Source organism: Streptosporangium sp. NPDC006013 (assembly GCF_040614275.1).
Lineage (GTDB): Bacteria > Actinomycetota > Actinomycetes > Streptosporangiales > Streptosporangiaceae > Streptosporangium.
Window position 1 is genome coordinate 14193 of sequence record NZ_JBEXUE010000010.1, and the last position, 20976, is coordinate 35168.

Consider the following 20976-nt stretch of genomic DNA (forward strand, 5'->3'; position numbering starts at 1 on the left):
TACGGCCCGCGTGCCGGAAGCCAACGACCGTCCCCGGCCGGGGCCGGGGACAGTCCCTAGGAGTCGAACCCGAGGCCCATCCGGTCCAGGGTGCGCAACCAGAGGTTGCGGCGGCCCTGGTGCAGGTCTGCCTGGGCGATCGACCAGCGGGTCATCTGGATCCCGACCGAGCGGACCGGCTCGGGCGGGAACGGGACGGGCTTCTCCTTGACCATCCGCAGCTCGGTCCGCTCGGTCCGCGTCCCGGCGAGCAGGTCGAGCATGACGTTCGCCCCGAACCGGGTCGCGCCGACGCCCATACCGGTGTATCCGGCGGCGTAGGCCAGGCGCCCGCCGTGCGACCGGCCGTAGAAGGCGCTGAACCGGCTGCAGGTGTCGATGACCCCGCCCCACCTGTGGGTGAAGCGCAGCCCGGACAGCTGGGGGAAGGTGGTGGAGAAGTGTTCGGCCAGCTTGACGAAGGTCTCGTCACGCTGCTCGTACTCGGGCTTGATCATGCCGCCGTTGTAGTAGACCGCGTCGTAGCCGCCCCAGAGGATCCGGTTGTCCTCGGTCAGCCGGTAGTAGTGGAACTGGTTGGCCGCGTCCCCGATCCCCTGCCGGTTCTGCCAGCCCACCGAGGCCAGCTGGTCGGCGGAGAGCGGCTCGGTCATCAGCGCGTAGTCGTAGACCGGCACGAGGAGGTGCCTCAGCCGCCGCAGCAGCGGCTGGAACACCCCGGTGCCGAGCGCGACGTTGCGCGCCCTGACCAGGCCGTGCGGGGTGAGCAGGTCCAGGCTCGTCGGGGTGTCCTTCATGGTGCGTACCGGCGTGCGCTCATAGATGCGCACGCCCACCGAGAGGCAGGCCTCCCGAAGCCCCCAGGCCAGCCGGGCGGGGTCGAGCATGGCGCAGCCGTCGCGATCCCAGTGGCCGCCGATGTAGGTGGGCGAGTTCACCTCCGCCCGGATCTCTTCCGCGTCGAGGACGTCGAAGCGGGCGCCCAGTTCACGGGCGATGTCGACACTCCGGTTCATCTCCTCCAGCTGCCACGGCTCGGTGGCCACGTGCAGCTCGCCGGTGCGCTCGTAGCCGCAGTCGATGCCGTACCTGGCTATGGCCTCGCCGATCTCGTCGAGGTTGTCGACACCGAGGCGTTCGAGCGTGGAGATCTCCTCGGGCCAGCGCTCCAGCCCGTTGGGGAGACCGTGGGTGAGCGTGGCCAGTGCGAAGCCACCGTTGCGACCGGAGGCCGCCCAGCCGACCCTCCGTCCCTCAAGCAGGACGACGTCAAGTGACGGGTCGCGTTCTTTTGCCATCAGGGCGGTCCAGAGCCCTGAGAATCCTCCGCCGACCACTGCCAGGTCGGCGCTCGTCTCACCGAAGAGCCGCGCCAGCGGCTCGGGTTTCGCCGGACTGTCGAGCCAGTACGGCTTGCGCTCCGCATCAGCAAGAGCCTTCAGCGGATCCACAAATCTCACTTCCCTACGTGAGTCAGGTTTTCTCTGTGTGTATCGCGTGGTCGTGAAGATCACGCGCGGGTTCCCCCCGCCTGAATCCGATCTCGCCTCCCTGTTCTGTGCCGTGGATGTTCTGTCATGGATGTCCTTGCGGGCATCCGGATACACCGAAGCCCCGCGCCACCCGGTGAGGGCACGGGGCTTGACGGCGGCTAGGTGCGGCGGCGCGCGTTGACCGTGTTGACCACGGCGATGGCGACGCCTACCGCGAATATAAGCGTCCCGAGGATGTTGACCTGAGGCGGCACCCCGATACGGGTGGCACCCCAGATCCACAGCGGGAACGTCTGGGTGGCACCGCTGGTGAACTGGGTGATCACGAAGTCGTCGATGGAGAGCGCGAAGGCCAGCAGCGCGCCGGAGACGACACCGGGCAGGATCATCGGGAAGGTGACCCGCCAGAACGTCGTCCAGGTGGACGCGCCCAGGTCGCGCGCCGCCTCCTCGATCGACCGGTCGAGCCCGATCACCCGGGCGCGCACGGTGATCGCCACGAAGGAGAGCGAGAAGAGCACGTGTGCGATGACCACCGTCGCGAAGCCGGTCTGCACGCCGACGCTGATGAACAGCGAGAGCAGCGAGGCGCCCATGACGAGTTCGGGCGAGGCGATCGCGGCGAACATCACCAGGTTGGTCGCGCCCTGCCCGCGGAAGCGGTAGCGGCCCAGGGCCAGGCCCATGAGCGTGCCGATCAGCGTCGTGATCACCGTGGCCAGCACGGCGATCTTGAGCGAGTTGGTCACCGCTGTGACCAGCTCCGGATACTCGTCCAGGCGGCCCCACCACCTGAGGGTGAAGCCCTGCCAGGTCACGTTCGACTTGCTCTGGGTGTCGTTGAAGCCGAACACGATCATGACGGCGATCGGCAGGAACAGCCAGGCGATGATCAGCCAGACGTAGACCCGGAGCAGCCGGTCACCCAGCCGCCTCGTGTTCAGCGGGGACCTCCGCCCGGCGGGCGGGCGGGCGTCCACCCCGTTCACGACATCGGTTTCGCTGATGCTCACGGTCGCTCACCGTTCCTGGTCCTGCGGAGGGTGTCAGGGCTCATCGGGCCGCCGCCTCCAGGACGTTCTCGGTGCCGAGCGCCTTGGCGTAGGCGAAGATACCGATCAGCATCGCCGCCATCAGCGTGAACGACAGCGCGGCGGCGGTCGGGTAGTCGTTGTTGACCAGATACTCGGTCTGGATGATGTTGCCGATCATCGTGTTCTCCGGGCCGCCGAGGATGCCCGCGTTGACGTAGTCCGCGGTCATCGGGACGAACGTCATCAGCACCCCGGCGAACACGCCGGGCAGCGAGAGCGGCAGCACGATCTTGGTGAACGCCTCGCGCTTGGCCGCGTACAGGTCCTGGGCGGCCTCGACCACCTTGGGGTCCACCCGCTCCAGCGCGACGTAGATCGGCAGGATCATGAACGGCAGGTAGTTGTAGACCAGGCCGCCGATCACCGCGAACGTCGTCTGCAGCACGTGGAAGTCCTCGGGCAGCAGCCCTGCCGACTTGAGCGGCGAGAGCAGCATGCCGTCGTCGGCGAGCAGGAACCGCCAGGACACCGTGCGCAGCACGAACGAGACGAAGAACGGCAGCAGCACCAGCAGCAGGTAAGTGGACTTGCGGTTGCCGCCCTTGAACGCGATCCAGTAGGCCATCGGGTAGGCCAGCGCGATGGAGACGACGGTCGCGACCAGACCGTACCCGGCCGAGCGCAGGAACTGGGTCTGGTACTGCGCCAGGGCGTCGCCGTACACCGAGAAGTTGAACGTCTGGGCGAACCCGTTGACCACGTCGCCCTCCTGGGTGGAGACCGAGGCCATGAAGACCATCGGCACCACCAGGAAGATCGCCAGCCAGAGTCCGCCGGGCAGGATGAGCAGGTAGGGGGCGAGGCGCTTCACCGGCCGCTTGCCCCTTCCCGTCTGGTTCGCTCTCTCATCGGCCTAGCCCTGCGTGATCGGCTGGAAGATGTCCTGGAAGATCTTCTCCTCCGCCGGTTCCAGCTTCTTGTACGACCGCAGCTTGGCCATGTCCGTCTCCGAGGGGAAGATCATCGGGCTCTCGGCGATCTGCTCCAGCGCGGCCTTCTCCTTGCCCGTGGCCTTGGCGGCGTCGGCGAGGACCAGGTCCTTGGCGGAGGAGACCGGCGTGATGTAGTTGATGGACTCGACCAGCATCGTGGCGATCTTCGGCTGGTAGACGTAGTCCATGAAGGTCAGCGCGTCGACCGGGTTCTGCGAGGTCTTCGGGATGCACAGGTTGTCCGTCCAGATCGTGCCGCCCTCCTCGGGCACCACGAACCGCAGATCCTTGCCCTCGGCGACCTGCTGGAAGATGTCACCCGACCAGGCCATGGTGATCCAGATGTCTCCCCTGGCGAGGGCGTCGACGTAGTCGTTCTCGTAGTACTTGCGCACCAGACCCGCGTCGCGCTGCTGCTTGAGCTTCTCCCCCGCCTTCTTCCAGTCGGCCTCGGTCGACTTGTCAGGGTCGATGCCCAGGGCGAACATGCCGAAGTTGGCGACCTCCTGGGTGTCGAGCATCATGCCGACCTTGCCCTTGTACTTGGGGTTCCAGAGGTCGGCGATGCTCTTGACCTCGTCCACGTACTTGGGGTTGTAGGCGATGCCGGTCAGGCCTCCCGCCCACGGGACCGTGTGGGCGTTGTTCGGGTCCCAGGTGGGGTTCTTGACCACGGAGCTGGCGTTGGCGGCGAAGTTCGGCAGCTTGGAGTGGTCGAGCGGGACGAGGTAGCCCAGCGCGATGGCCTTGGACAGCTGCAGGCCGTTGGTCAGGACCATCAGGTCGTAGCCGATGTCGTTGTTGGCGGCGAGCAGCGGCTGGATCTTGCCGAAGAACGTGGGGATGTCCTGGATGGCCTCCGTGTAGGTCACCTTGATGCCGGTGTCGGCCTCGAACATCTCCAGGGACGGGTACCGCTTGCCGTCCTTGTCGATGTAGAGCGGCCAGTTGGCGAAGCGCAGCGTGCCGTTCTTCTTCTTGGAGCCCCAGTACTCGGCGACGGCGTCCTTCTGGGGCGCCTCCACCTTCTTGCCCTGCACGCCGCAGGCGGCGAGGGCCAGACCGGCGGCCGACATTCCCCCCAGGCGGAGGGCGTCACGGCGGGTGACGGAGCGGCTCTGCGTCATGCCACGCAGGAAGGCGGGGTTCATGCGGGAGTACATAGCGGACTCAACTTCCGATCGCGTACGAGTGGTGCGGCTGCCACGACAGCCAAACGGCGTCGCCACGCTCCGCCGTACTCGTGCTGTCGAGTGCGTTCTGCTGGAAGACGGTCACCTCTGCCCCCTGGGCCAGGCTGACCGTGTAGGAGTTGTAGAGCCCCAGGTAGACCACCTCGGAGACGACGCCTCGTACGACGCTGAGGTCTCCGGTGGGCTCCTCGGTGGAAATACCGATCTTCTCCGGGCGCACCGTGATCGCGATCGGTTCCCCGGCGGTGAACGATCCGCCTTCGGCGAGCACCTGATCCTCATCGCCCAGCTTAAGCACCGCGAAACCGGACTGGAGACGGTCGACGGTGCCGCTGAGCAGGTTGGACGTGCCGATGAATCCGGCCACGAAGGCGGTTGCCGGCCGCTCGTAGATCTCTCTCGGAGTGCCCAGCTGCTCGACCATGCCGTCGTTCATGACCGCGATGCGGTCACTCATGGTGAGCGCCTCGCTCTGGTCGTGGGTGACGTACACGAAGGTGATGCCGACCTCACGCTGGATGCGCTTGAGCTCGATCTGCATGGCCTGGCGGAGCTTGAGGTCGAGGGCGCCGAGCGGCTCGTCCAGCAGGAGCGCGCGGGGGTTGTTGACCAGGGCCCGCGCCAGGGCGACCCGCTGCTGCTGGCCCCCGGACATCTCACGGGGGCGGCGCTTCTCGCGCCCGGTGAGATCGACGATCTCCAGGATCTCGCCGACACGGCGCTTGATCTCGGCCTCGGCCACCTTCTTGCGCCGCAGGCCGAAGGCGACGTTCTCCCAGACGTTCATGTGCGGGAAGAGGGCGTACGACTGGAAGACCATGTTGACGTCGCGCTTGTTGGGGGGGACGTTGGTGACATCCTGGCCGTGCAGCCGCACGTTGCCCCGCGACGGATCCTCAAACCCGGCGATCATGCGCATGGTGGTGGTCTTGCCGCAGCCCGAGGGGCCGAGGAGGGAGAAGAACTCCCCCTCGGCGATGGTCAGGGTGACACCCTTGACCGCCTGGACGACCTCGCCGTGGGAGACATACTCCTTGACGACCCCATCGAGTTCGATCGCGGGCATTTGGGGCGAGTGGGAGGCGGCGTCGGCCGCCTCCGCACCCACCTGGATTTCGGTCATGCCAGGCTTATCCCTCTGTTCGCGGCTATTCGCCGATGTAGTGCATGACGTGCTTGACGCGAAGGTAGTCGTGCAGGCCAAAAACGGACAAATCCTTGCCGTAACCGGAGTGCTTGAAGCCTCCGTGTGGCATTTCTGAGACGAATGGGATGTGAGTGTTGACCCAGACGACCCCAAAGTCGAGACGGTTCGACACTCGCATCGCCCGGCCGTGGTCGGAGGTCCACACCGAGCCCGACAGGCCGTACCTGACGTCGTTGGCCTTGGCCACCGCGTCCGCCTCGTCGGAGAAGGTCTGGACCGTGATGACCGGCCCGAACACCTCGTTCTGCACCATCTCGTCGTCCTGCCTCAGGCCGTCGACGAGCGTGGGGGCGAAGAAGTAGCCCCGCTCGCCGACCCGGTTCCCGCCGGTCAGGACCTTGGCGTGGCCGGGGACCCGGTCGAGGAAGCCGGTGACGCGGGCCAGCTGCTCGGCGTTGTTGAGCGGGCCGTACAGGGCCTCCGTGTCGGAGAGGTCGCCCGTCACGGTGTTCGCCACCGCCTCGGTGAGCGCGGTGACGAACTCGTCGTGGACGTCCTCGTGGACCAGCACGCGGCAGGCCGCGGTGCAGTCCTGGCCGGCGTTGTACAGGCCCGCGGTGGCGATCGACTCGGCGGCGGCCTTGAGGTCCTTGACGTCGTCGAACACGATGACGGGCGCCTTGCCGCCCAGCTCCAGGTGGACCCGCTTGAGGTCCTCGGCGGCGCTCTTGGCCACGGCCATGCCGGCGCCGACGGAACCGGTGATCGCGACCATCGACGCGGTCGGGTGGCCGACGACCAGCGCGCCGGTCTCCCGGTCGCCGACGACGACGTTGAAGACACCCTTCGGCAGGACCTCGCCGAGGATCTCGGCCAGCTTGACCGTGGAGACGGGAGTGGTGTCGGAGGGCTTGAGCACGACGGTGTTACCCGCGGCGAGTGCCGGGGCGATCTTCCAGACCGCCATCATCATCGGGTAGTTCCACGGCGTCACCTGGCCCACCACGCCGATCGGCTCGTGCCTGATGACCGAGGTGTGTTCGGCCAGGAACTCACCGGAGGTCGGCCCCTCCAGCGTGCGGGCGGCGCCGGCGAAGAAGCGGAAGTGGTCGGCGGCGACCGGGGTCTCGTCCTCGGCCATCCGGGCGCGCGGCTTGCCGGTGTTGAGGCACTCGGCCTCGTTCAGTTCCTCGGCCCGCGCCTCGATCGCGTCGGCCACCTTCAGGAGCAGGTTGGCGCGCTCGCCCGGAGTGGCCTGACTCCACGACTCGAACGCGGCGGCAGCGGCGGCGTAGGCGGCGTCGACGTCCTCCTGTCCGGAGATGGGAGCACTAAGGTAGATCTCTCCGGTGCAGGGGTCGATGACGTCGGAGAACCGGCCGCTCCGGGCCTCCACGAGCTCACCGTTGACGTAGTTTCTCAGGCGGGGGAGCTCACTGGTCTCAACCGGGGTGGTCACCGTCGGCCTCCTATGGATCGGGGCTGAGTTGTCGCGACTCTTACAGAGCAAGAACCGTACGACAAGGGATTTCGTTGTTAAGATACCAAATTGCTACGAAATCGCTTGACAGACGGCCCGAAACTGACAGCATGTCGCATCGGAGCCGCAACACGCCGGAAACAGCCCCGCAATATGACGCCAGGGAGCGCGGATGACGACGCCGCCCAAGGTACGCCGCGACAACGACGCCAGGTCAGGCCCCGTCGTCCTCGATGAGATCTCCAAGCAGATCATCGAACAGCTACAGGCGGACGGGCGCAAGCCCTATGCCGCCATCGGCAAGGCCGTGGGGTTGTCCGAGGCCGCGGTACGCCAGCGGGTCCAGCGCCTGATCGACGCGGGGGTCATGCAGATCGTCGCGGTGACCGACCCGTTGACCCTGGGCTTCTCCCGCCAGGCCATGATCGGCATCAAGTGCGAGGGTGACCTGGAGGTCGTGGCCAACGAGCTGTCGGCCATAAAGGAGATCGACTACGTGGTGCTGACCGCCGGGTCGCTCGACATCATGGTCGAGGTCGTCTGCGAGAGCGACCAGCACCTCCTGGAGATCCTCGGCAAGATCCGGGCCATCCCCACGGTCCGCGCCACCGAGACCTTCGTCTACCTCAAGCTTCACAAGCAGACCTACTCCTGGGGCACCCGCTGACACCTCAACGGCCGAGGTGGGCCTCAAGGACGCCCGCCAGGTCGGCGAGGAACTCGTCGACCTGGCCGACCGCGTAGCCCGGCCTCAGCAGCACCGTGGCGAACCTCGCTTCGCGCACGTCATCGGGGGTGAGGGGCTGGTCGGTGGTGCCGCGCAGGGTGGCCACGATCCGGTCCAGGAAGGTGTCGACCTGGTCCTCGTTGTAGCCCATGCCGAGCCGTCCGGGTCTGAAGGCGGCCCGCTCGACCCGGACTGCGTGCTCCTCGATCTCATCGGCGCCGAGCGGTTCCGGCAGCCCGCCGGCCACCGGCTCCCCCGCGACCGCTCCCGGGTGCCGGGCGACCGCCGCCGGTTCCCACGCGACCGCTCCCGGATCCCGGACGACCGCCGCCGGTTCCCGCTCGGCGGCCCCCGGATCCCGGAGCGGCGGTTCAGCGCGCTGCGCCCACTGCTGTTCCTGGGGCGCGGTCGGCCAGGGCACGGGCTGCCGGCGCGCGGGAACGATCGGACGCCCGTCCGCGCCGGCGGGCCGGGTCTCGATCGCCACGATGAAGGCCTCCAGCGCGAAGTCGACGGCGATCTCGTGGTAGCCGCCGAGCTTCGTGCGGAAACGGGCCTCGCGGATCTCGTCCGCGGTGATCGGCTCCCCCTCCGGGGCGCCCCTGCCGAGGGTGCCCTCGATCCGGCGGACCAGCAGATCCACCTGATCGGGGTCATATCCCGTACGCACCCCGAGAACCCGTGGAAAGCGGTTCAACCCCGCATCCTTTCGCCTCTCGCCTATTGGCCTTTCAGCCGATGACCTCCATTCTGAGGGGAATTACCGGGTAAAAGCGAGTAATCGGAACAGTGTCGCGAACGGGGTTGAGGGCCGTGGCGGGCGTCGAAACCGTGCGGGAGCGGAGCGTTCCGGTGCGCGGTCGACGTGACGCCGGAGATTCCCCCGATAAGTGAATGATCCCGGTATGGTGACCGGTTATGCGGCTCTCCCAGGTGTCCTTCCGATACTCCCGCCGAGGCCCCTGGATCCTGAAGGACGTCGAGCTCTCGCTCCACCCGGGTTCCGTCACCGAGGTCACCGGCCACAACGGCGCCGGGAAGTCGACGCTACTGCGACTGCTCGCGGGATTCCTCCCCCCTTCCCACGGCTCGGTCTCCGACCGGCCCGGCACCGTGGGCTACGCCCCCGACGTGTTCCCCACCGACCAGCCGTTCACCGTCGCCGCCTACCTGGCCCACATGTCCAGGATCCGGGGCGGCTTCCCCGCCTCCGCCGTGGAACTGGCCGGGCGACTGAACGCCTCCCACCTCCTGGAGCAACCGCTGGGCGACCTGTCCAAGGGCAGCGCGCAGAAGATCGGGCTCATTCAGGCGCTACTGACCCCGCCGGACCTGCTGATCCTGGACGAACCCTTCGCCGGACTGGACGAGCAGACCCGCGCCGAACTCCCCCTGATCATCGACGAGATCTCCTCGGCCGGCGGCGTGGTCGTGGTCAGCGACCACCAGAACCAGCTCCGGACCTTCCCCGGCGCCGTCCACTGGCTCGTCGCGGACGCCACGGTCACCCCGCACACGCCCGAGCCTGGGGCGCGCCCGGCCGCTCACCCACGGGATGCCAACCACCTGCCGCCCCACCTGCCCGAGCCGCCGGCACGCCAGGCGGTCATCGAGGTGATCGTGGACGCCGGCGACGCCGACGAGGTGGAACAGAAGCTCCGCGCCGACGGCTATCTCACCAGGCGGTCATCATGATCCATCTCGCGCGTTTCAAGCTCTCCGCCTACGCCCGGTCGCACCGGCTGTTCCAGCCGGTGATCGGGCTCCTGATGATGCTGGCCATCTTCTACTCCACGCTGACCCCGCCCGGCAAGGAGCTGTCCGCGTACGCCGACTCGGCCGGACTGCTGATCCTCATCTTCGCCTGGGCCGCCCGGGGACTGCTCGACACCGAGCCCCCGACCCAGCGGCTGATCTCCATGACGGCGGCCGGGCGGCCGGGCCGTGAGATCGGGGCCGGGCTGCTCGCCGCGCTGACCGTCAACCTCGGCATGGCGGCGATCGCGATCGGGCTCCCGCTGATCCACGGCTTCGCCGCCACGCCCGCACCCGCCGACCTGGCAAGCGGCATCGCACTGCATGTGCTCGGCGTGAGCGCCGGGACCGCGCTGGGCGCGCTGACCAGCCGGTCGATCCTGGCCTCCCCCGCGGTCTCGATGCTCGTCCTGTTCGGCGGCTATCTCGCCCTGCTGCTGATCAGCCTGACTCCGGTGGGCCGCCTCTCGGTGCCGATCATGCCCTGGATGCGCGCCGCCAACGACGGCCTGCTCGACGAGGTTCTGCTGCCCATCTCCGCCGCCACCCTCTTCTGGACCGCCGCGGGCCTCACCCTGTACACACGCCTCCGCCGCCTGAATCCCTGAGGGACCCAGCTCACGAAGCGCCGACCTCCCAGAGAGCACTCACCGGCATGGCACGCATCCGCTCACCGAACGGAAGCGTCTGCGTCCCGGTATAGAGAACAACCCCTACCGCGAAATCATCACCAAGCCGGTTCGCGAGGTGGCGCAATCCCTTGAAGTCATCCGGCCGCACGGTAGAGGATGCCTTCACCTCTATGCCGACCACGAGCCCCTGCCTGTTCTCCAGGACGGCGTCCACCTCCATCTTGTCCTTGGTTCGGTAGTGGAACAACTCCACGCGCTCTTCGGACCAGGTGAGCTGGCGAGCCAACTCCATAAGAACAAAGCCCTCCAGAAGCGGGCCGAACGCGCCTTCGGGACGGACCAGGCTCCGTGAGTCGGCTCCCAGAAGGTTGGCCGCGATCCCCGAGTCGACGAAGGCCATCTTGGGCGTCCCGATCGCACGGCTGCCGAGGTTGCGCGACCAGGCGGGGATCCGCTTGATCAGGAAGACCTCTTCCAGCAGCCCCAGGTAGCGATGGACCGTGCTCGCGGACAGCCCGATCCCGTTGCTCAGGGAACCGGGGACCAGTAGCTGGCCCGACCTGGCGGCCAGCAGCCGGATCAGAGCCCGCATCTCCGCTGTTCGCTCGATCTCCGCCAACTGGCTCACGTCTCGCGCGATGAGGTCCGCGACGTACGAGTCGAGGAACCGCTCCCGTCTGCGGGCGTTGGATCGTGACACCGCCTCGGGAAATCCACCTCGGACAACCCGCTCCGCGTACTCGGCGCGGCTGGTCTCCGACGTGTGATGCAGGTCATCGCGCTCGGCGAAGAGCGCGTCCACGAACCCATCGGCCGTGCCGTCGATCTCGCCTTGCGAGAAAGGCCACAGCTCGATGGTCTCCATCCGGCCGGGCAGCGCGTCGGGAAGCGCCCGGAGCCCGAGCACCCGGGCCGATCCGGTCAGCAGATAGCGGCCCGGCCTCGGGTCGGCGTCCACCTGTTCCTTGATGGCGAGCAACAACTCAGGGACCCGCTGGATCTCGTCGATGACCATCAGCTCGGGGAACGCGACGAAACCGGCGGGGTCGGTGATCGCGGCCTGGCGAGCGGCAGGGGTGTCAAGATTGCGCCATTCTCCCGCACGCCCCTTGGCGAGAAGCCGAACCAGAGTGCTCTTACCGCACTGGCGCGCCCCAGTGACGAGGGTGACGCGAGTGTCGGCCATAGCCTCTTCAACGGCTCTTTCCGCATGCCGTGGAAGAACCCTGCCAAGAGGAGTCTGTGAGCCACTGACCATCGGATAAGCATGGCACAGCCAAAGCCTGCTGACAGGATAGCCGCTGGTTTGCTGACAGATTAGTCGCTGGATTGCTGACAGATCGGTCGCTGTTTATGTAGCAGGGTGGTCGCTATTCTCCTGACGGCTGGCCGGCTCGGGCGTGGACATGCCGGGCGGGGTGGGGATCCATCCGGATCAGGCCGGGCCGCACGGCGATGCGCTGACCGGATCGACATGGCCGTCACCACGTCCGGACGAGCCGCGCCGGACGACGATGCGGCGGGGAGCGCGGGCGGGAGAGGAGCGCCGCCCGGCGGGAGTGCGCCGGGCGGCGGTCGGCGCCTCGGGGGCGCAGCCGTAAGGAAAAGGGGGGTTACTCGGCGGCGGCGAGCTGGCCGCAGGCGCCGTCGATCTCGCGGCCGCGGGTGTCGCGGACCGTCACCGGCACACCGTGGAACTCCAGGCGCCGGACGAAGGCCCGCTCGTCCTGGGGCCGGGAGGCGGTCCACTTGGAACCCGGGGTCGGGTTGAGCGGGATCAGGTTGACGTGCACGAGCTTGTTCTTGATCAGCTTGCCGAGCAGGTCGGCCCGCCACTCCTGGTCGTTGATGTCCTTGATCAGCGCGTACTCGATGGAGACCCGGCGCTTGGTCCTGGCCGCGTAGTCCCAGGCCGCGTCGAGGACCTCGGCGACCTTCCACCGGGTGTTGATCGGCACCAGGGTGTCGCGGAGCTCGTCGTCGGGAGCGTGCAGCGAGAGCGCCAGCGTCACCGGCAGCCCCTCCCCGGCGAGCTTGCCGATCGCCGGAACCAGGCCGACCGTGGAGACGGTGATGCCCCGGGCGGAGATGCCCAGGCCGTCGGGCACGGGCTCGACCATGCGGCGGACGGCGCCGACCACGGCCTTGTAGTTGGCCAGCGGCTCGCCCATGCCCATGAAGACCACGTTGCTGACCCGCCCGGGACCGCCGGGAACCTCACCGGCGGCCAGCGCCCGCGCTCCGGCGACGACCTGCTCGACGATCTCGGCGGTGGTCATGTTGCGGGTCAGGCCCGCCTGTCCAGTGGCGCAGAACGGGCAGTTCATGCCACAGCCCGCCTGCGAGGACACGCACATGGTCGTGCGGTCGCTGTAGCGCATCAGGACCGACTCGACCAGCGCGCCGTCGAAGAGCCGCCACAGTGTCTTACGGGTGGTGCCGGCGTCGGTGGTCATCTCCCGGACGGAGGTCAGCAGGCTGGGGAAGAACGCGGCGGCGAACTTCTCCCTGGCCGCGGCCGGAAGATCCGTCATCAGCGCGGGGTCGCCGTTGAGCTTCTCGAAGTAGTGCCGGGAGAGCTGGTCGGCACGGAACGGCTTCTCGCCCAGCTCGGCGACCGCCGCCCGGCGCTCGGCCATGGTCAGGTCGGCCAGGTGGCGGGCGGGCTTGGCCCGGCGCGGCGCCACAAAGGTGAGCTGGCCGGGTACGGGGGTCCCGGACGGGCTGGCAGTCGACACGTCCAATGCCTTCTCTCGACGGTTACGCGAATACTCGAAGCGGTGCCCGACCGTAATCTAGAGTCCGGAGGTATGGCGACAAACCGCCCCTCAGGAGAGCGGGGAGACGGCGTCGAGGTCGTGCTCACCGACGTCAATCCCTACCGGAGCCGCACCCTGGTGGTCGAACGCGACGAGACTTCCTCGGTAGCTTACCTGTGCGGGTCGCAGGGGGAGGTGCACGGAGCCGTCTGGCTGGCCAATCACGGCCCCGCTCCCGAGGGGCTCGACCAGGACCGCCTGGACTCCGCACTCCCGCCGACCGCTCCCCGGGCGAACACCCGGCACCCTGAAGGCAGAGGCCCCCTGGGCACGCTGCGGGCGCTGTGGTTCGAGGAGGGCGACGGCGTCGCCCTGTACGAGAACGAAGAGCTGCTCGCGGTCATTCCCGGCTGGGCGGACATGCACCGGGGAATGCCCGGCTACTGCCGCGACGCGCTGGGCGAGTCCCCGCTCGCCTGGTCGCTGGAGGAGGCCCATGACGGCCTGGCCTCCCGGATCGCCAAGGCCCGCGCCTACTGGGAGTGGCGGGGCGGCGACGGCGCCTGGGCGTCGTTCCAGCAGTTCGTGATGGGCCATCTGGACCGCAGGGTCGGCACCGCGGGCCGGTTCTGGGACGCCGGGGGCGAGCGGATGCCCACGGTGGGCATCACCGAGCGACCGCCGGAGCGGGACAGGGAGTACACGATCCTGTCCACCGTCGGGATGAGCTGCCAACGGATGCCCACCGTCGAGCAGTACATCGACCGGCCCGACGCCTACGCCCGGGTGGAGCTCGCCGTCGCCTCCCCCGGCGACGCTCGTGACGCGGCCCGGCTCTTCCTGTGGCTGGGACAGTACCCCTGGCACTCGGTCACCTGGCTGGGCCACGGCCACACCGCCAGGTGGTACCACCGGCCGGAGACCTTCCCGCTCGGCTCCGCCTACGGCGGGGTCATGATGCTGACCGGGCTGCCGGGGCTGCCCGACCTGTCGGGCTTCTCCTTCGGCGGGGACTCCGTCCAGTGGCTCTGGCTCATCCCGATCACGCCGGACGAGCTGAACCTGGTCTCGGCCGAGGGCTATCGGGCGGTGCTTCCGCGCCTGTCGGCGACCCGGCTCACCGGGACGAGATGAGCCTCTTCACAGCAGCAGGGCGAACAGCACCCAGACCGGAATCAGCGCCACGACGAGGGAGTCGAGGCGGTCCATCATGCCACCGTGGCCGGGGAGCACGCTGCTCATGTCCTTGACGCCGAGGTCGCGCTTGATCACCGACTCGACCAGGTCACCGAGGGTGGCGAAGACCACCACGACCGCGCCGATGAGGACACCCTTCCAGATGTCGTCCTTCAGCAGCCACGCCACCAGCCAGCCGCCCACGGCCATGCAGGCCAGTGCCGACCCGGCGAAGCCCTCCCAGGTCTTCTTCGGACTGATCGTCGGGGACATCTTGTGCCTGCCAAGGGATATCCCAGCGAAATATCCACCGATGTCGCTCGCGACCGTGGTGGCGATGAAGACGACCACCAGGTCCGCTCCCTTGGTCGGGTGGGCGAGAAGCAGTGCCACGAACCCGGCGAGCAGGGAGGGATAGACGACGACCAGGATGGTCGCGGTGATGTCACGGACGTAGTTCTCGGTGCCCAGGAACATCCGCCAGATCATCAACACCAGCACGGTCATCGCGAAGACGCCGACCAGCCAGGCGGGCCCACCCCAGTAGGCGCCGGTCAGCATGGCGGCCATGCCGACCAGAACCGGGATCAGCGGGATTCTGATGTCCCTGGCCTCGAACGACCTGACCAGCTCCGTCACTCCGACGCCCACCGCCGCGATCACCACGACGAGGAAGAGCTCCTTTACGTAGTAGAGGGAGCCGATGACCGCCACCGCCAGGGCGAGACCTACCGCCACCGCAACGGGAAGATTCCGGCCGGTACGGCTACTGCCCGCCACGGGTTCCACAGGGGGTCCTACTTTCATACATACACAAAATCCTTGTCCCGCACGGAGCGCCCGCGCGGGACAAGGACCATGGATCAAACCTCAAGCAGCTCGGATTCCTTGTGCTTGAGCAACTCGTCAATCTTGGCGACGTGCTTCTGGGTGAGGTCGTCAAGCTCCTTCTCCGCCCGGCGTACCTCATCCTCACCGGCCTCGCCATCCTTGACCAGCTTGTCCAGGATCTCCTTGGCATTACGACGAATGTTACGGATGGAGACCTTGGAGTGCTCCGCCTTGTTCCTGGCGACCTTGATGTACTCCTTGCGGCGCTCCTCCGACAGCTCGGGGAAGGCCACCCGAATCACCGCTCCGTCGTTACCAGGGTTCACACCGAGGTCCGAGTTGCGGATCGCCTTCTCGATCGCGGCCATCGAGCTCTTGTCAAAAGGCTGGATGATGACCATGCGCGCCTCGGGCACGTGGAACGAGGCAAGCTGCTGAATGGGGGTGGGCGTCCCGTAGTACTCAGCGCTGATCTTGTTGAACATCGACGGGGTGACCCGACCGGTGCGGATGCCTGCGAAGTCTTCCTTCGCCACCGACACGGCCTTGTCCATCTTTTCCTCGGCTTCGAGGAGAGTATCGTCGATCACAGCGGCTCCCTGTCTTCTCGGTCACTCACCATCCTCGCTCACTTCGCGGCACGCTCCTACCTCACGCACCACTCCGCTCGCTACGTCGGGCTCGCTCCCTGTCTCCTGGTCACTCACCACTCCTCACTCACTTCGCGGCACGCTCCTACCTCACGCACCACTCCGCTCGCTACGTCGGGCTCGCTCCCTGTCTCCTGGTCACTCACCACTCCTCACTCACTTCGCGGCACGCTCCTACCTCACGCACCACTCCGCTCGCTACGTCGGGCTCGCTCCCTAACGTGCCGGACTTACCAGCGTGCCGATCTTCTCACCGCGCACGGCCCGCAGGATGTTGCCCTCACCCATGAGGTCGAAGACCACGATGGGAAGGTTGTTGTCCATGCACAGACTGATGGCGGTGGCGTCCATGACTCCCAGTCCGCGGGTCAGCACCTCACCATATTCGAGGTGGTCGAACCGGACGGCATCGGGGTTCTTACGAGGGTCGGCGTCGTAGACGCCGTCCACCTGGGTGCCCTTGAGCAGAGCCTCGGCGCCGATCTCCAGCGCTCGCTGCGCGGCGCAGGTGTCGGTGGAGAAGAACGGCGAGCCGAGCCCCGCCCCGAAGATGACCACTCGGCCCTTCTCCAGGTGACGGATGGCGCGGCGGGGCAGGAACGGCTCGGCGACCTGCTGCATGGTGATGGCCGTCTGGACGCGGGTGTCGACACCCCGCTTCTCCAGGAAGTCCTGGAGGGCCAGGCAGTTGATGACCGTACCGAGCATGCCCATGTAGTCGGCCCTCGCCCGGTCCATGCCGCGCTCGGAGAGGGCGGCACCCCGGAACATGTTGCCGCCGCCCACGACCACCGAGACCTGGACGCCACCTCGGACGGCCTCGGCGATCGAGTCCGCGAGGTGACCCACGACCGCCGGGTCGATGCCCAGCGGCTCGCCGCCGGCGAACGCCTCGCCGGACAGCTTCAACATCACCCGCTTCCAGCGAAGCGGATCCGAGTACGAAGAAACCGCCGACGTGGCGGGTCCTGGATTCTCCTGCACGGCGGCGGCCTCCTCGTTTGATGCTCTGCGTAAAGAGCGGGTGTCTGGAATTAGGCCTGGCCAACCTTGAAGCGGACGAAGGCCTGGACCTTGACACCATTCTCGTCCGCGAACTTCGCGACGGACTTCTTGTTGTCCTTGACGAAGGACTGCTCAAGAAGGGTGAAGTCCTTGTACCAGCCGTTGATGCGACCATCGACGATCTTGCCGATGGCTGCCTCGGGCTTGCCCTCCTCGCGGGTCATCTCCTCGAAGAGCGCGCGCTCCTTCTCGATGACGTCGGCCGGGACCTCGGCGGGGCTGAGGTACTTCGGGGCCATCGCGGCGGCGTGCTGCGCGATGTCCTTGGCGACACCGGCGTTCGGGGTGTCGAGCTGCACGAGCACGCCGACCGCCGGGGGAAGCTGGGGGTCGGTCTTGTGCATGTAGGAGCCGATGAAACCGCCCTCGAGCACGGCGAACCGGCGGATCTCGATCTTCTCGCCGAGCGCGGCGTTGGCCTCGTCGAGGTGCGTCTTGACGCTCTTGCCGTCGAGCTCGGACTCGAGCAGCGAGGGCACGTCGGTCGGCCTGGAAGCCAGGACGTGCTTGACCACCTGGGTCGCGAGCTCCTGGAAACGCTCGCCCTTGGCGACGAAGTCGGTCTCGCAGTTGAGCTCCAGCAGCGCGGCGGCGGAGTCGCTGTCCTGCTCCAGGGCGACCAGGCCGTTGGAGGCGGTGCGAGCCTCACGCTTGCCGACATCCTTGGCACCCTTGAGACGGAGGAGCTCGACCGCGCGGTCGAAGTCGCCCTCGGACTCCTCAAGAGCCTTCTTGCAGTCCATCATGCCGGCGGCGGTCAGCTCACGAAGCCGCTTGACGTCGGCCATGTTCACGGAAGCCATTGTCTTTTCCTCGTGGGAATCGTCGTGGATCGGGTGGGTGCCCCCGACTGAGCGGCACCCACCCGGAAGGGTCTTGCGGGTCGTACGGCCAGGCCGTACGGAGATGACCTAGGCCTGCTTCTCGGTGGTCTCGGCGGCCTCGGCCTCGGTGGTCTCGGCGGTCTCGGCGGAAGCCTCCGCGGCCTCGGTCTCGGCAGGGGCCTCCACGACCTCGGCCTCGGCCTCGGCCTCGGCCTCGGCGGCCGGGGCGCTCTCGGCGCCACCGGCCAGCAGCTCCTGCTCCCACTCGGCCAGCGGCTCGGCGCCACCGGCGACGGCCGGCTTGTCGTCGCCACCACGGCCCGCACCGGCGCGGGCCATGAGACCGGCGGCGACGGCGTCGGCGACGACGCGGGTCAGCAGGCCGACGGCGCGGATGGCGTCGTCGTTACCCGGGATCGGGTAGTCGACCTCGTCGGGGTCACAGTTGGTGTCGAGGATGGCCACGACCGGGATGTGAAGCTTGCGAGCCTCGCTGATCCCGATGTGCTCCTTCTTGGTGTCGACGACCCACACGGCGCTGGGAATCCGGGACATGTCCCGGATGCCGCCGAGGGTGCGCTCGAGCTTCTCCTTCTCACGACGGCGCATGAGGAGCTCCTTCTTCGTGAGCCCCGAGGCGGCCACGTTGTCGAAGTCGAGCTCCTCCAGCTCCTTCAGGCGCTGGAGCCTCTTGTGCACGGTGGAGAAGTTGGTGAGCATGCCGCCCAGCCAGCGCTGGTTGACGTACGGCATGCCGACGCGGGCGGCCTGCTCGGCGATGGCCTCCTGGGCCTGCTTCTTCGTGCCGATGAACATGATCGTGCCGCCGTGCGCGACGGTCTCCTTGACGAAGTCGTAGGCCCTGTCGATGAAGGCCAGCGACTTCTGCAGGTCGATGATGTAGATGCCGTTACGCTCGGTGAAGATGAAGCGCTTCATCTTCGGGTTCCAGCGACGGGTCTGGTGGCCGAAGTGCACGCCGCTTTCGAGCAGCTGTCGCATGGTGACGACGGGGGTGGACATTGATTGTCCTCCAGATCGGGGCGCCCATCTCTGGGCGCTGTTCTCGGTTGGCCGCGACAACCTGCGGCTGTCGCCCTGATGCCCCGAACCGGATCCAGCCGGGCTCTCACCCGGACCGAGGGATCTTGGCTCTTGACGGGGCATGCGAAGTCGGCCCATGACGAATGGGCCACCAAAAATTGTACCCGTAACCGGGCCTCTCCCTGACCTTCGGTCGTCAAGCGCCCCTTACGCGTCACGGGGGAGGCCGTGTGGCCGGCGTCGAGCCCGAGGAAAGAGATTGATCTGCGCCTCGGCGATCCGAGCCCCGGACGGAGCGTCCGCCCGGTCTCTGACGGTGGTCTTGTAGGGGGCGAGCAGCTCATCGATCCGCTCGTTCAGCCGCCTCAGCTCATCGGCGTCGACCAGCAGGACGGCGCGGTTGAATACCGCGGCCCCGCGCCACTCCCGGGACTCCCGCTCCATGTTCTCCATGGCCCGGGTCACCTCGTCCGCCGCCTGGTCCCGTAGGGCCTTGATCAGGAACTCCTTGGCGCTGCGCACGTCCGGGCCGTCGTCCGGATCGGGAGTGACACTCAGGCCCACGGAGCTGGAGCGCCACAGCCGCTCCCTGCCGTCGCCGCGCGCGGGCGCGTCCTCGACGAAGCCGTACTTGGCGAGCATGCGCAGGTGGTAGCTGGCCGCACTCGGCGTGACCCCGACGACCTCGGCGACCTCGGTCGCGGTGCAGGGCCCCTCGGCGTGAAGCCGGTTCAAGATCGCGAGCCGCGCGGGGTGGGCCAGCGCGCGCATCGCCGTGGGATCGGTGAGGGACCTGTGCTTCCGTACCTCGGTCATGTGCAGACCGTACCCACTCCAAATATGAAACATTGCCTTCATAACTATGAAGGACTACCTTCACAATTATGAAGCATTCCCTTCACAGTTTCCAAGGGGCGACGTGACCTCCGTGTTCCAGCCGGTGCCGCTCAGGAGGCAGCGCGACTACCGGCTCCTGCTCTCCGCCCGTGCCGTCACCGAGACCGGCGCCGAGGTCTCCCGGCTGGCGGTGCCGCTCACCGCCGCCGTCCTGCTCGGCGCCTCCCCCACCCAGATGGGCGTGCTCACCGCCGTGACCTCGCTGCCCTACCTGCTGATCGGCCTCCAGGCGGGCGCCCTCGCCGACCGGCTGAGGCGGCACCGGCCGGTCATGATCGCCTGCGACCTGGTCTCGGCCGCCGCCATGGCCACCGTCCCGGCGGCCTGGATCACCGGGCTGCTGACCGTGCCGTGGCTGATCGCGGTGGCGTTCGTGGTCGGCACCTGCTCAGTGATCTTCAGGGCGGTCAACTTCCCGCACCTGGCCACCGTGGTCCACGAGAGCCAGCGAACCGAGGCGCTCGCGGGTTTCCAGTCGGCCTTCGCCGTGGCGAGCGTCGGCGGCCCCGGCCTCGCCGGGCTGCTCGTCCAGCTGATCACCGCGCCGTTCGCGATCCTGGTCGACGCGCTGTCCTTCCTGCTCTCGGCGTTCCTGATCCGGAGGATCACCGCGCCGGAAACCCACACCCCCGCTCCCCCGCGCGGCATGTGGACCGAGATCCGCGAGGGCCTGGGCACCGTGGCCCGGCACCCGGCGCTCCGCGCGCTCTGCGGCAGCGGGGTGACGATCAACTTCTTCGGCGGCGTGTACATGGCGCTGTTCGTGATCTACGCGCTCAACGTGCTCGACCTGCCCGGGGGCCTGGTCGGTGCGATCACCGCCTGCTTCGGCATCGGCGGCCTGCTCGGTGCCGCCGTGGTGCCACGCCTGACCAGACGGTTCGGTGAGAACCGGATGCTGCTCTGCGCAACCCTGCTCTTCCCCGTCGACTACGCGGTCGCGGCGCTCGCCGGCGGCCCGGCGTGGCGCAGCCTCCTGCTCATGTCCGCCACCGCGGTGACCTCCGGCATGGCCATCGTGGCCTTCTCCGTCTGCATGGGCGCCATCACCCTGCGCGAGACCCCCGCCGAACTGCGCGGCCGGGTCAACGCCACGATGTCCTTCATGATCCAGGGCGTCCTCACCCTCGGCAGCCTGGCCGGTGGCCTGCTCGGCGAGCTGCTGGGGCTCCGCCCGGTGCTGTGGATCTCCGCGGCCGGGGTGCTGACCACGATCGTCTGGATCGGCCTCTCCCCACTCCGCCACTCCGCCGGCGCTTCGACACGGTGATCGCGAT

General features: G+C 67.8%; 20 protein-coding genes. 5 read left to right on the plus strand and 15 right to left on the minus strand.

The window, feature by feature from the left end; all coding sequences use genetic code 11:
• Positions 1–56 precede the first annotated feature (56 nt).
• The 6 genes from ABZ260_RS03030 to ABZ260_RS03055 form a co-directional block, all read right to left on the minus strand.
• Positions 57–1451 (minus strand): FAD-dependent oxidoreductase, encoded by a 1395-nt coding sequence (locus tag ABZ260_RS03030; RefSeq protein ID WP_355612313.1) that lies wholly within the window; start codon positions 1449–1451, stop codon positions 57–59.
• Positions 1452–1651: 200 nt separating this feature from the next.
• Positions 1652–2437, minus strand: a complete 786-nt coding sequence (locus ABZ260_RS03035) for an ABC transporter permease (RefSeq protein ID WP_355612316.1) — start codon at positions 2435–2437, stop codon at positions 1652–1654.
• 109 nt (positions 2438–2546) lie between these two features.
• Entirely contained in the window at positions 2547–3398 is an 852-nt protein-coding gene (locus ABZ260_RS03040; RefSeq protein WP_355553519.1) for an ABC transporter permease, read from the minus strand.
• A gap of 42 nt (positions 3399–3440) precedes the next feature.
• The gene (locus tag ABZ260_RS03045; protein WP_355612222.1) at positions 3441–4682 is read right to left on the minus strand and encodes a spermidine/putrescine ABC transporter substrate-binding protein; all 1242 of its coding nucleotides are present in this window, start codon (positions 4680–4682) and stop codon (positions 3441–3443) included.
• Between the two features lie 7 nt (positions 4683–4689).
• The gene (locus ABZ260_RS03050) at positions 4690–5835 is read right to left on the minus strand and encodes an ABC transporter ATP-binding protein (protein WP_355612226.1); all 1146 of its coding nucleotides are present in this window, start codon (positions 5833–5835) and stop codon (positions 4690–4692) included.
• Between the two features lie 25 nt (positions 5836–5860).
• Complete coding sequence (locus ABZ260_RS03055) at positions 5861–7318, minus strand: gamma-aminobutyraldehyde dehydrogenase (protein ID WP_355612229.1); 1458 nt, start codon at positions 7316–7318, stop codon at positions 5861–5863.
• A 193-nt stretch (positions 7319–7511) separates the two neighbouring features.
• Between ABZ260_RS03055 and ABZ260_RS03060 the strand changes: the two genes are divergently transcribed.
• Positions 7512–8006 carry an Lrp/AsnC family transcriptional regulator gene (locus tag ABZ260_RS03060; RefSeq protein WP_355612232.1) on the plus strand — a complete coding sequence of 165 codons (495 nt, stop codon included), beginning with the start codon at positions 7512–7514 and terminating at the stop codon, positions 8004–8006.
• A gap of 4 nt (positions 8007–8010) precedes the next feature.
• Here the strand turns inward: ABZ260_RS03060 and ABZ260_RS03065 are convergent, their stop codons facing one another.
• A complete protein-coding gene (locus ABZ260_RS03065) occupies positions 8011–8763 on the minus strand; it encodes a DivIVA domain-containing protein (protein WP_355612235.1) in 753 nt (250 codons plus the stop codon).
• Between the two features lie 221 nt (positions 8764–8984).
• Between ABZ260_RS03065 and ABZ260_RS03070 the strand changes: the two genes are divergently transcribed.
• Both ABZ260_RS03070 and ABZ260_RS03075 read left to right on the plus strand, forming a co-directional pair.
• Complete coding sequence (locus ABZ260_RS03070; RefSeq protein WP_355612238.1) at positions 8985–9761, plus strand: ATP-binding cassette domain-containing protein; 777 nt, start codon at positions 8985–8987, stop codon at positions 9759–9761.
• Entirely contained in the window at positions 9758–10429 is a 672-nt protein-coding gene (locus ABZ260_RS03075) for a hypothetical protein (RefSeq protein ID WP_355612241.1), read from the plus strand. Before ABZ260_RS03070 ends, ABZ260_RS03075 begins: the two co-directional genes overlap by 4 nt.
• A 10-nt stretch (positions 10430–10439) precedes the next feature.
• Here ABZ260_RS03075 and ABZ260_RS03080 read toward each other — a convergent pair whose 3' ends face one another.
• Both ABZ260_RS03080 and rlmN read right to left on the minus strand, forming a co-directional pair.
• Positions 10440–11639: an ATP-binding protein gene (locus ABZ260_RS03080; RefSeq protein ID WP_355612244.1), complete on the minus strand. Its 1200-nt coding sequence runs from the start codon at positions 11637–11639 to the stop codon at positions 10440–10442.
• A gap of 427 nt (positions 11640–12066) precedes the next feature.
• A complete protein-coding gene (gene rlmN / locus ABZ260_RS03085) occupies positions 12067–13191 on the minus strand; it encodes a 23S rRNA (adenine(2503)-C(2))-methyltransferase RlmN (RefSeq protein WP_355612247.1) in 1125 nt (374 codons plus the stop codon).
• A gap of 72 nt (positions 13192–13263) precedes the next feature.
• On the opposite strand from rlmN, the gene ABZ260_RS03090 reads away from it, so the two are divergent.
• On the plus strand, positions 13264–14346 hold the full coding sequence (locus ABZ260_RS03090; RefSeq protein ID WP_355612250.1) for a suppressor of fused domain protein: 1083 nt from the start codon (positions 13264–13266) through the stop codon (positions 14344–14346).
• Positions 14347–14352: 6 nt separating this feature from the next.
• Here the strand turns inward: ABZ260_RS03090 and ABZ260_RS03095 are convergent, their stop codons facing one another.
• The 6 genes from ABZ260_RS03095 to ABZ260_RS03120 form a co-directional block, all read right to left on the minus strand.
• Positions 14353–15177, minus strand: coding sequence for a phosphatidate cytidylyltransferase (locus ABZ260_RS03095; RefSeq protein ID WP_355612253.1), 825 nt, complete (start codon positions 15175–15177; stop codon positions 14353–14355).
• A gap of 74 nt (positions 15178–15251) precedes the next feature.
• Positions 15252–15809, minus strand: a complete 558-nt coding sequence (gene frr / locus ABZ260_RS03100; protein WP_343971771.1) for a ribosome recycling factor — start codon at positions 15807–15809, stop codon at positions 15252–15254.
• Between the two features lie 276 nt (positions 15810–16085).
• Positions 16086–16781 carry a UMP kinase gene (gene pyrH / locus ABZ260_RS03105; protein WP_350924039.1) on the minus strand — a complete coding sequence of 232 codons (696 nt, stop codon included), beginning with the start codon at positions 16779–16781 and terminating at the stop codon, positions 16086–16088.
• A gap of 122 nt (positions 16782–16903) precedes the next feature.
• Positions 16904–17737: a translation elongation factor Ts gene (tsf, locus tag ABZ260_RS03110; protein ID WP_355612256.1), complete on the minus strand. Its 834-nt coding sequence runs from the start codon at positions 17735–17737 to the stop codon at positions 16904–16906.
• Between the two features lie 108 nt (positions 17738–17845).
• Entirely contained in the window at positions 17846–18781 is a 936-nt protein-coding gene (gene rpsB / locus ABZ260_RS03115) for a 30S ribosomal protein S2 (RefSeq protein ID WP_355612259.1), read from the minus strand.
• 228 nt (positions 18782–19009) lie between these two features.
• On the minus strand, positions 19010–19618 hold the full coding sequence (locus ABZ260_RS03120) for a helix-turn-helix domain-containing protein (RefSeq protein ID WP_355612262.1): 609 nt from the start codon (positions 19616–19618) through the stop codon (positions 19010–19012).
• 103 nt (positions 19619–19721) lie between these two features.
• On the opposite strand from ABZ260_RS03120, the gene ABZ260_RS03125 reads away from it, so the two are divergent.
• Positions 19722–20969 carry an MFS transporter gene (locus ABZ260_RS03125; RefSeq protein WP_355612265.1) on the plus strand — a complete coding sequence of 416 codons (1248 nt, stop codon included), beginning with the start codon at positions 19722–19724 and terminating at the stop codon, positions 20967–20969.
• Positions 20970–20976 lie beyond the last annotated feature (7 nt).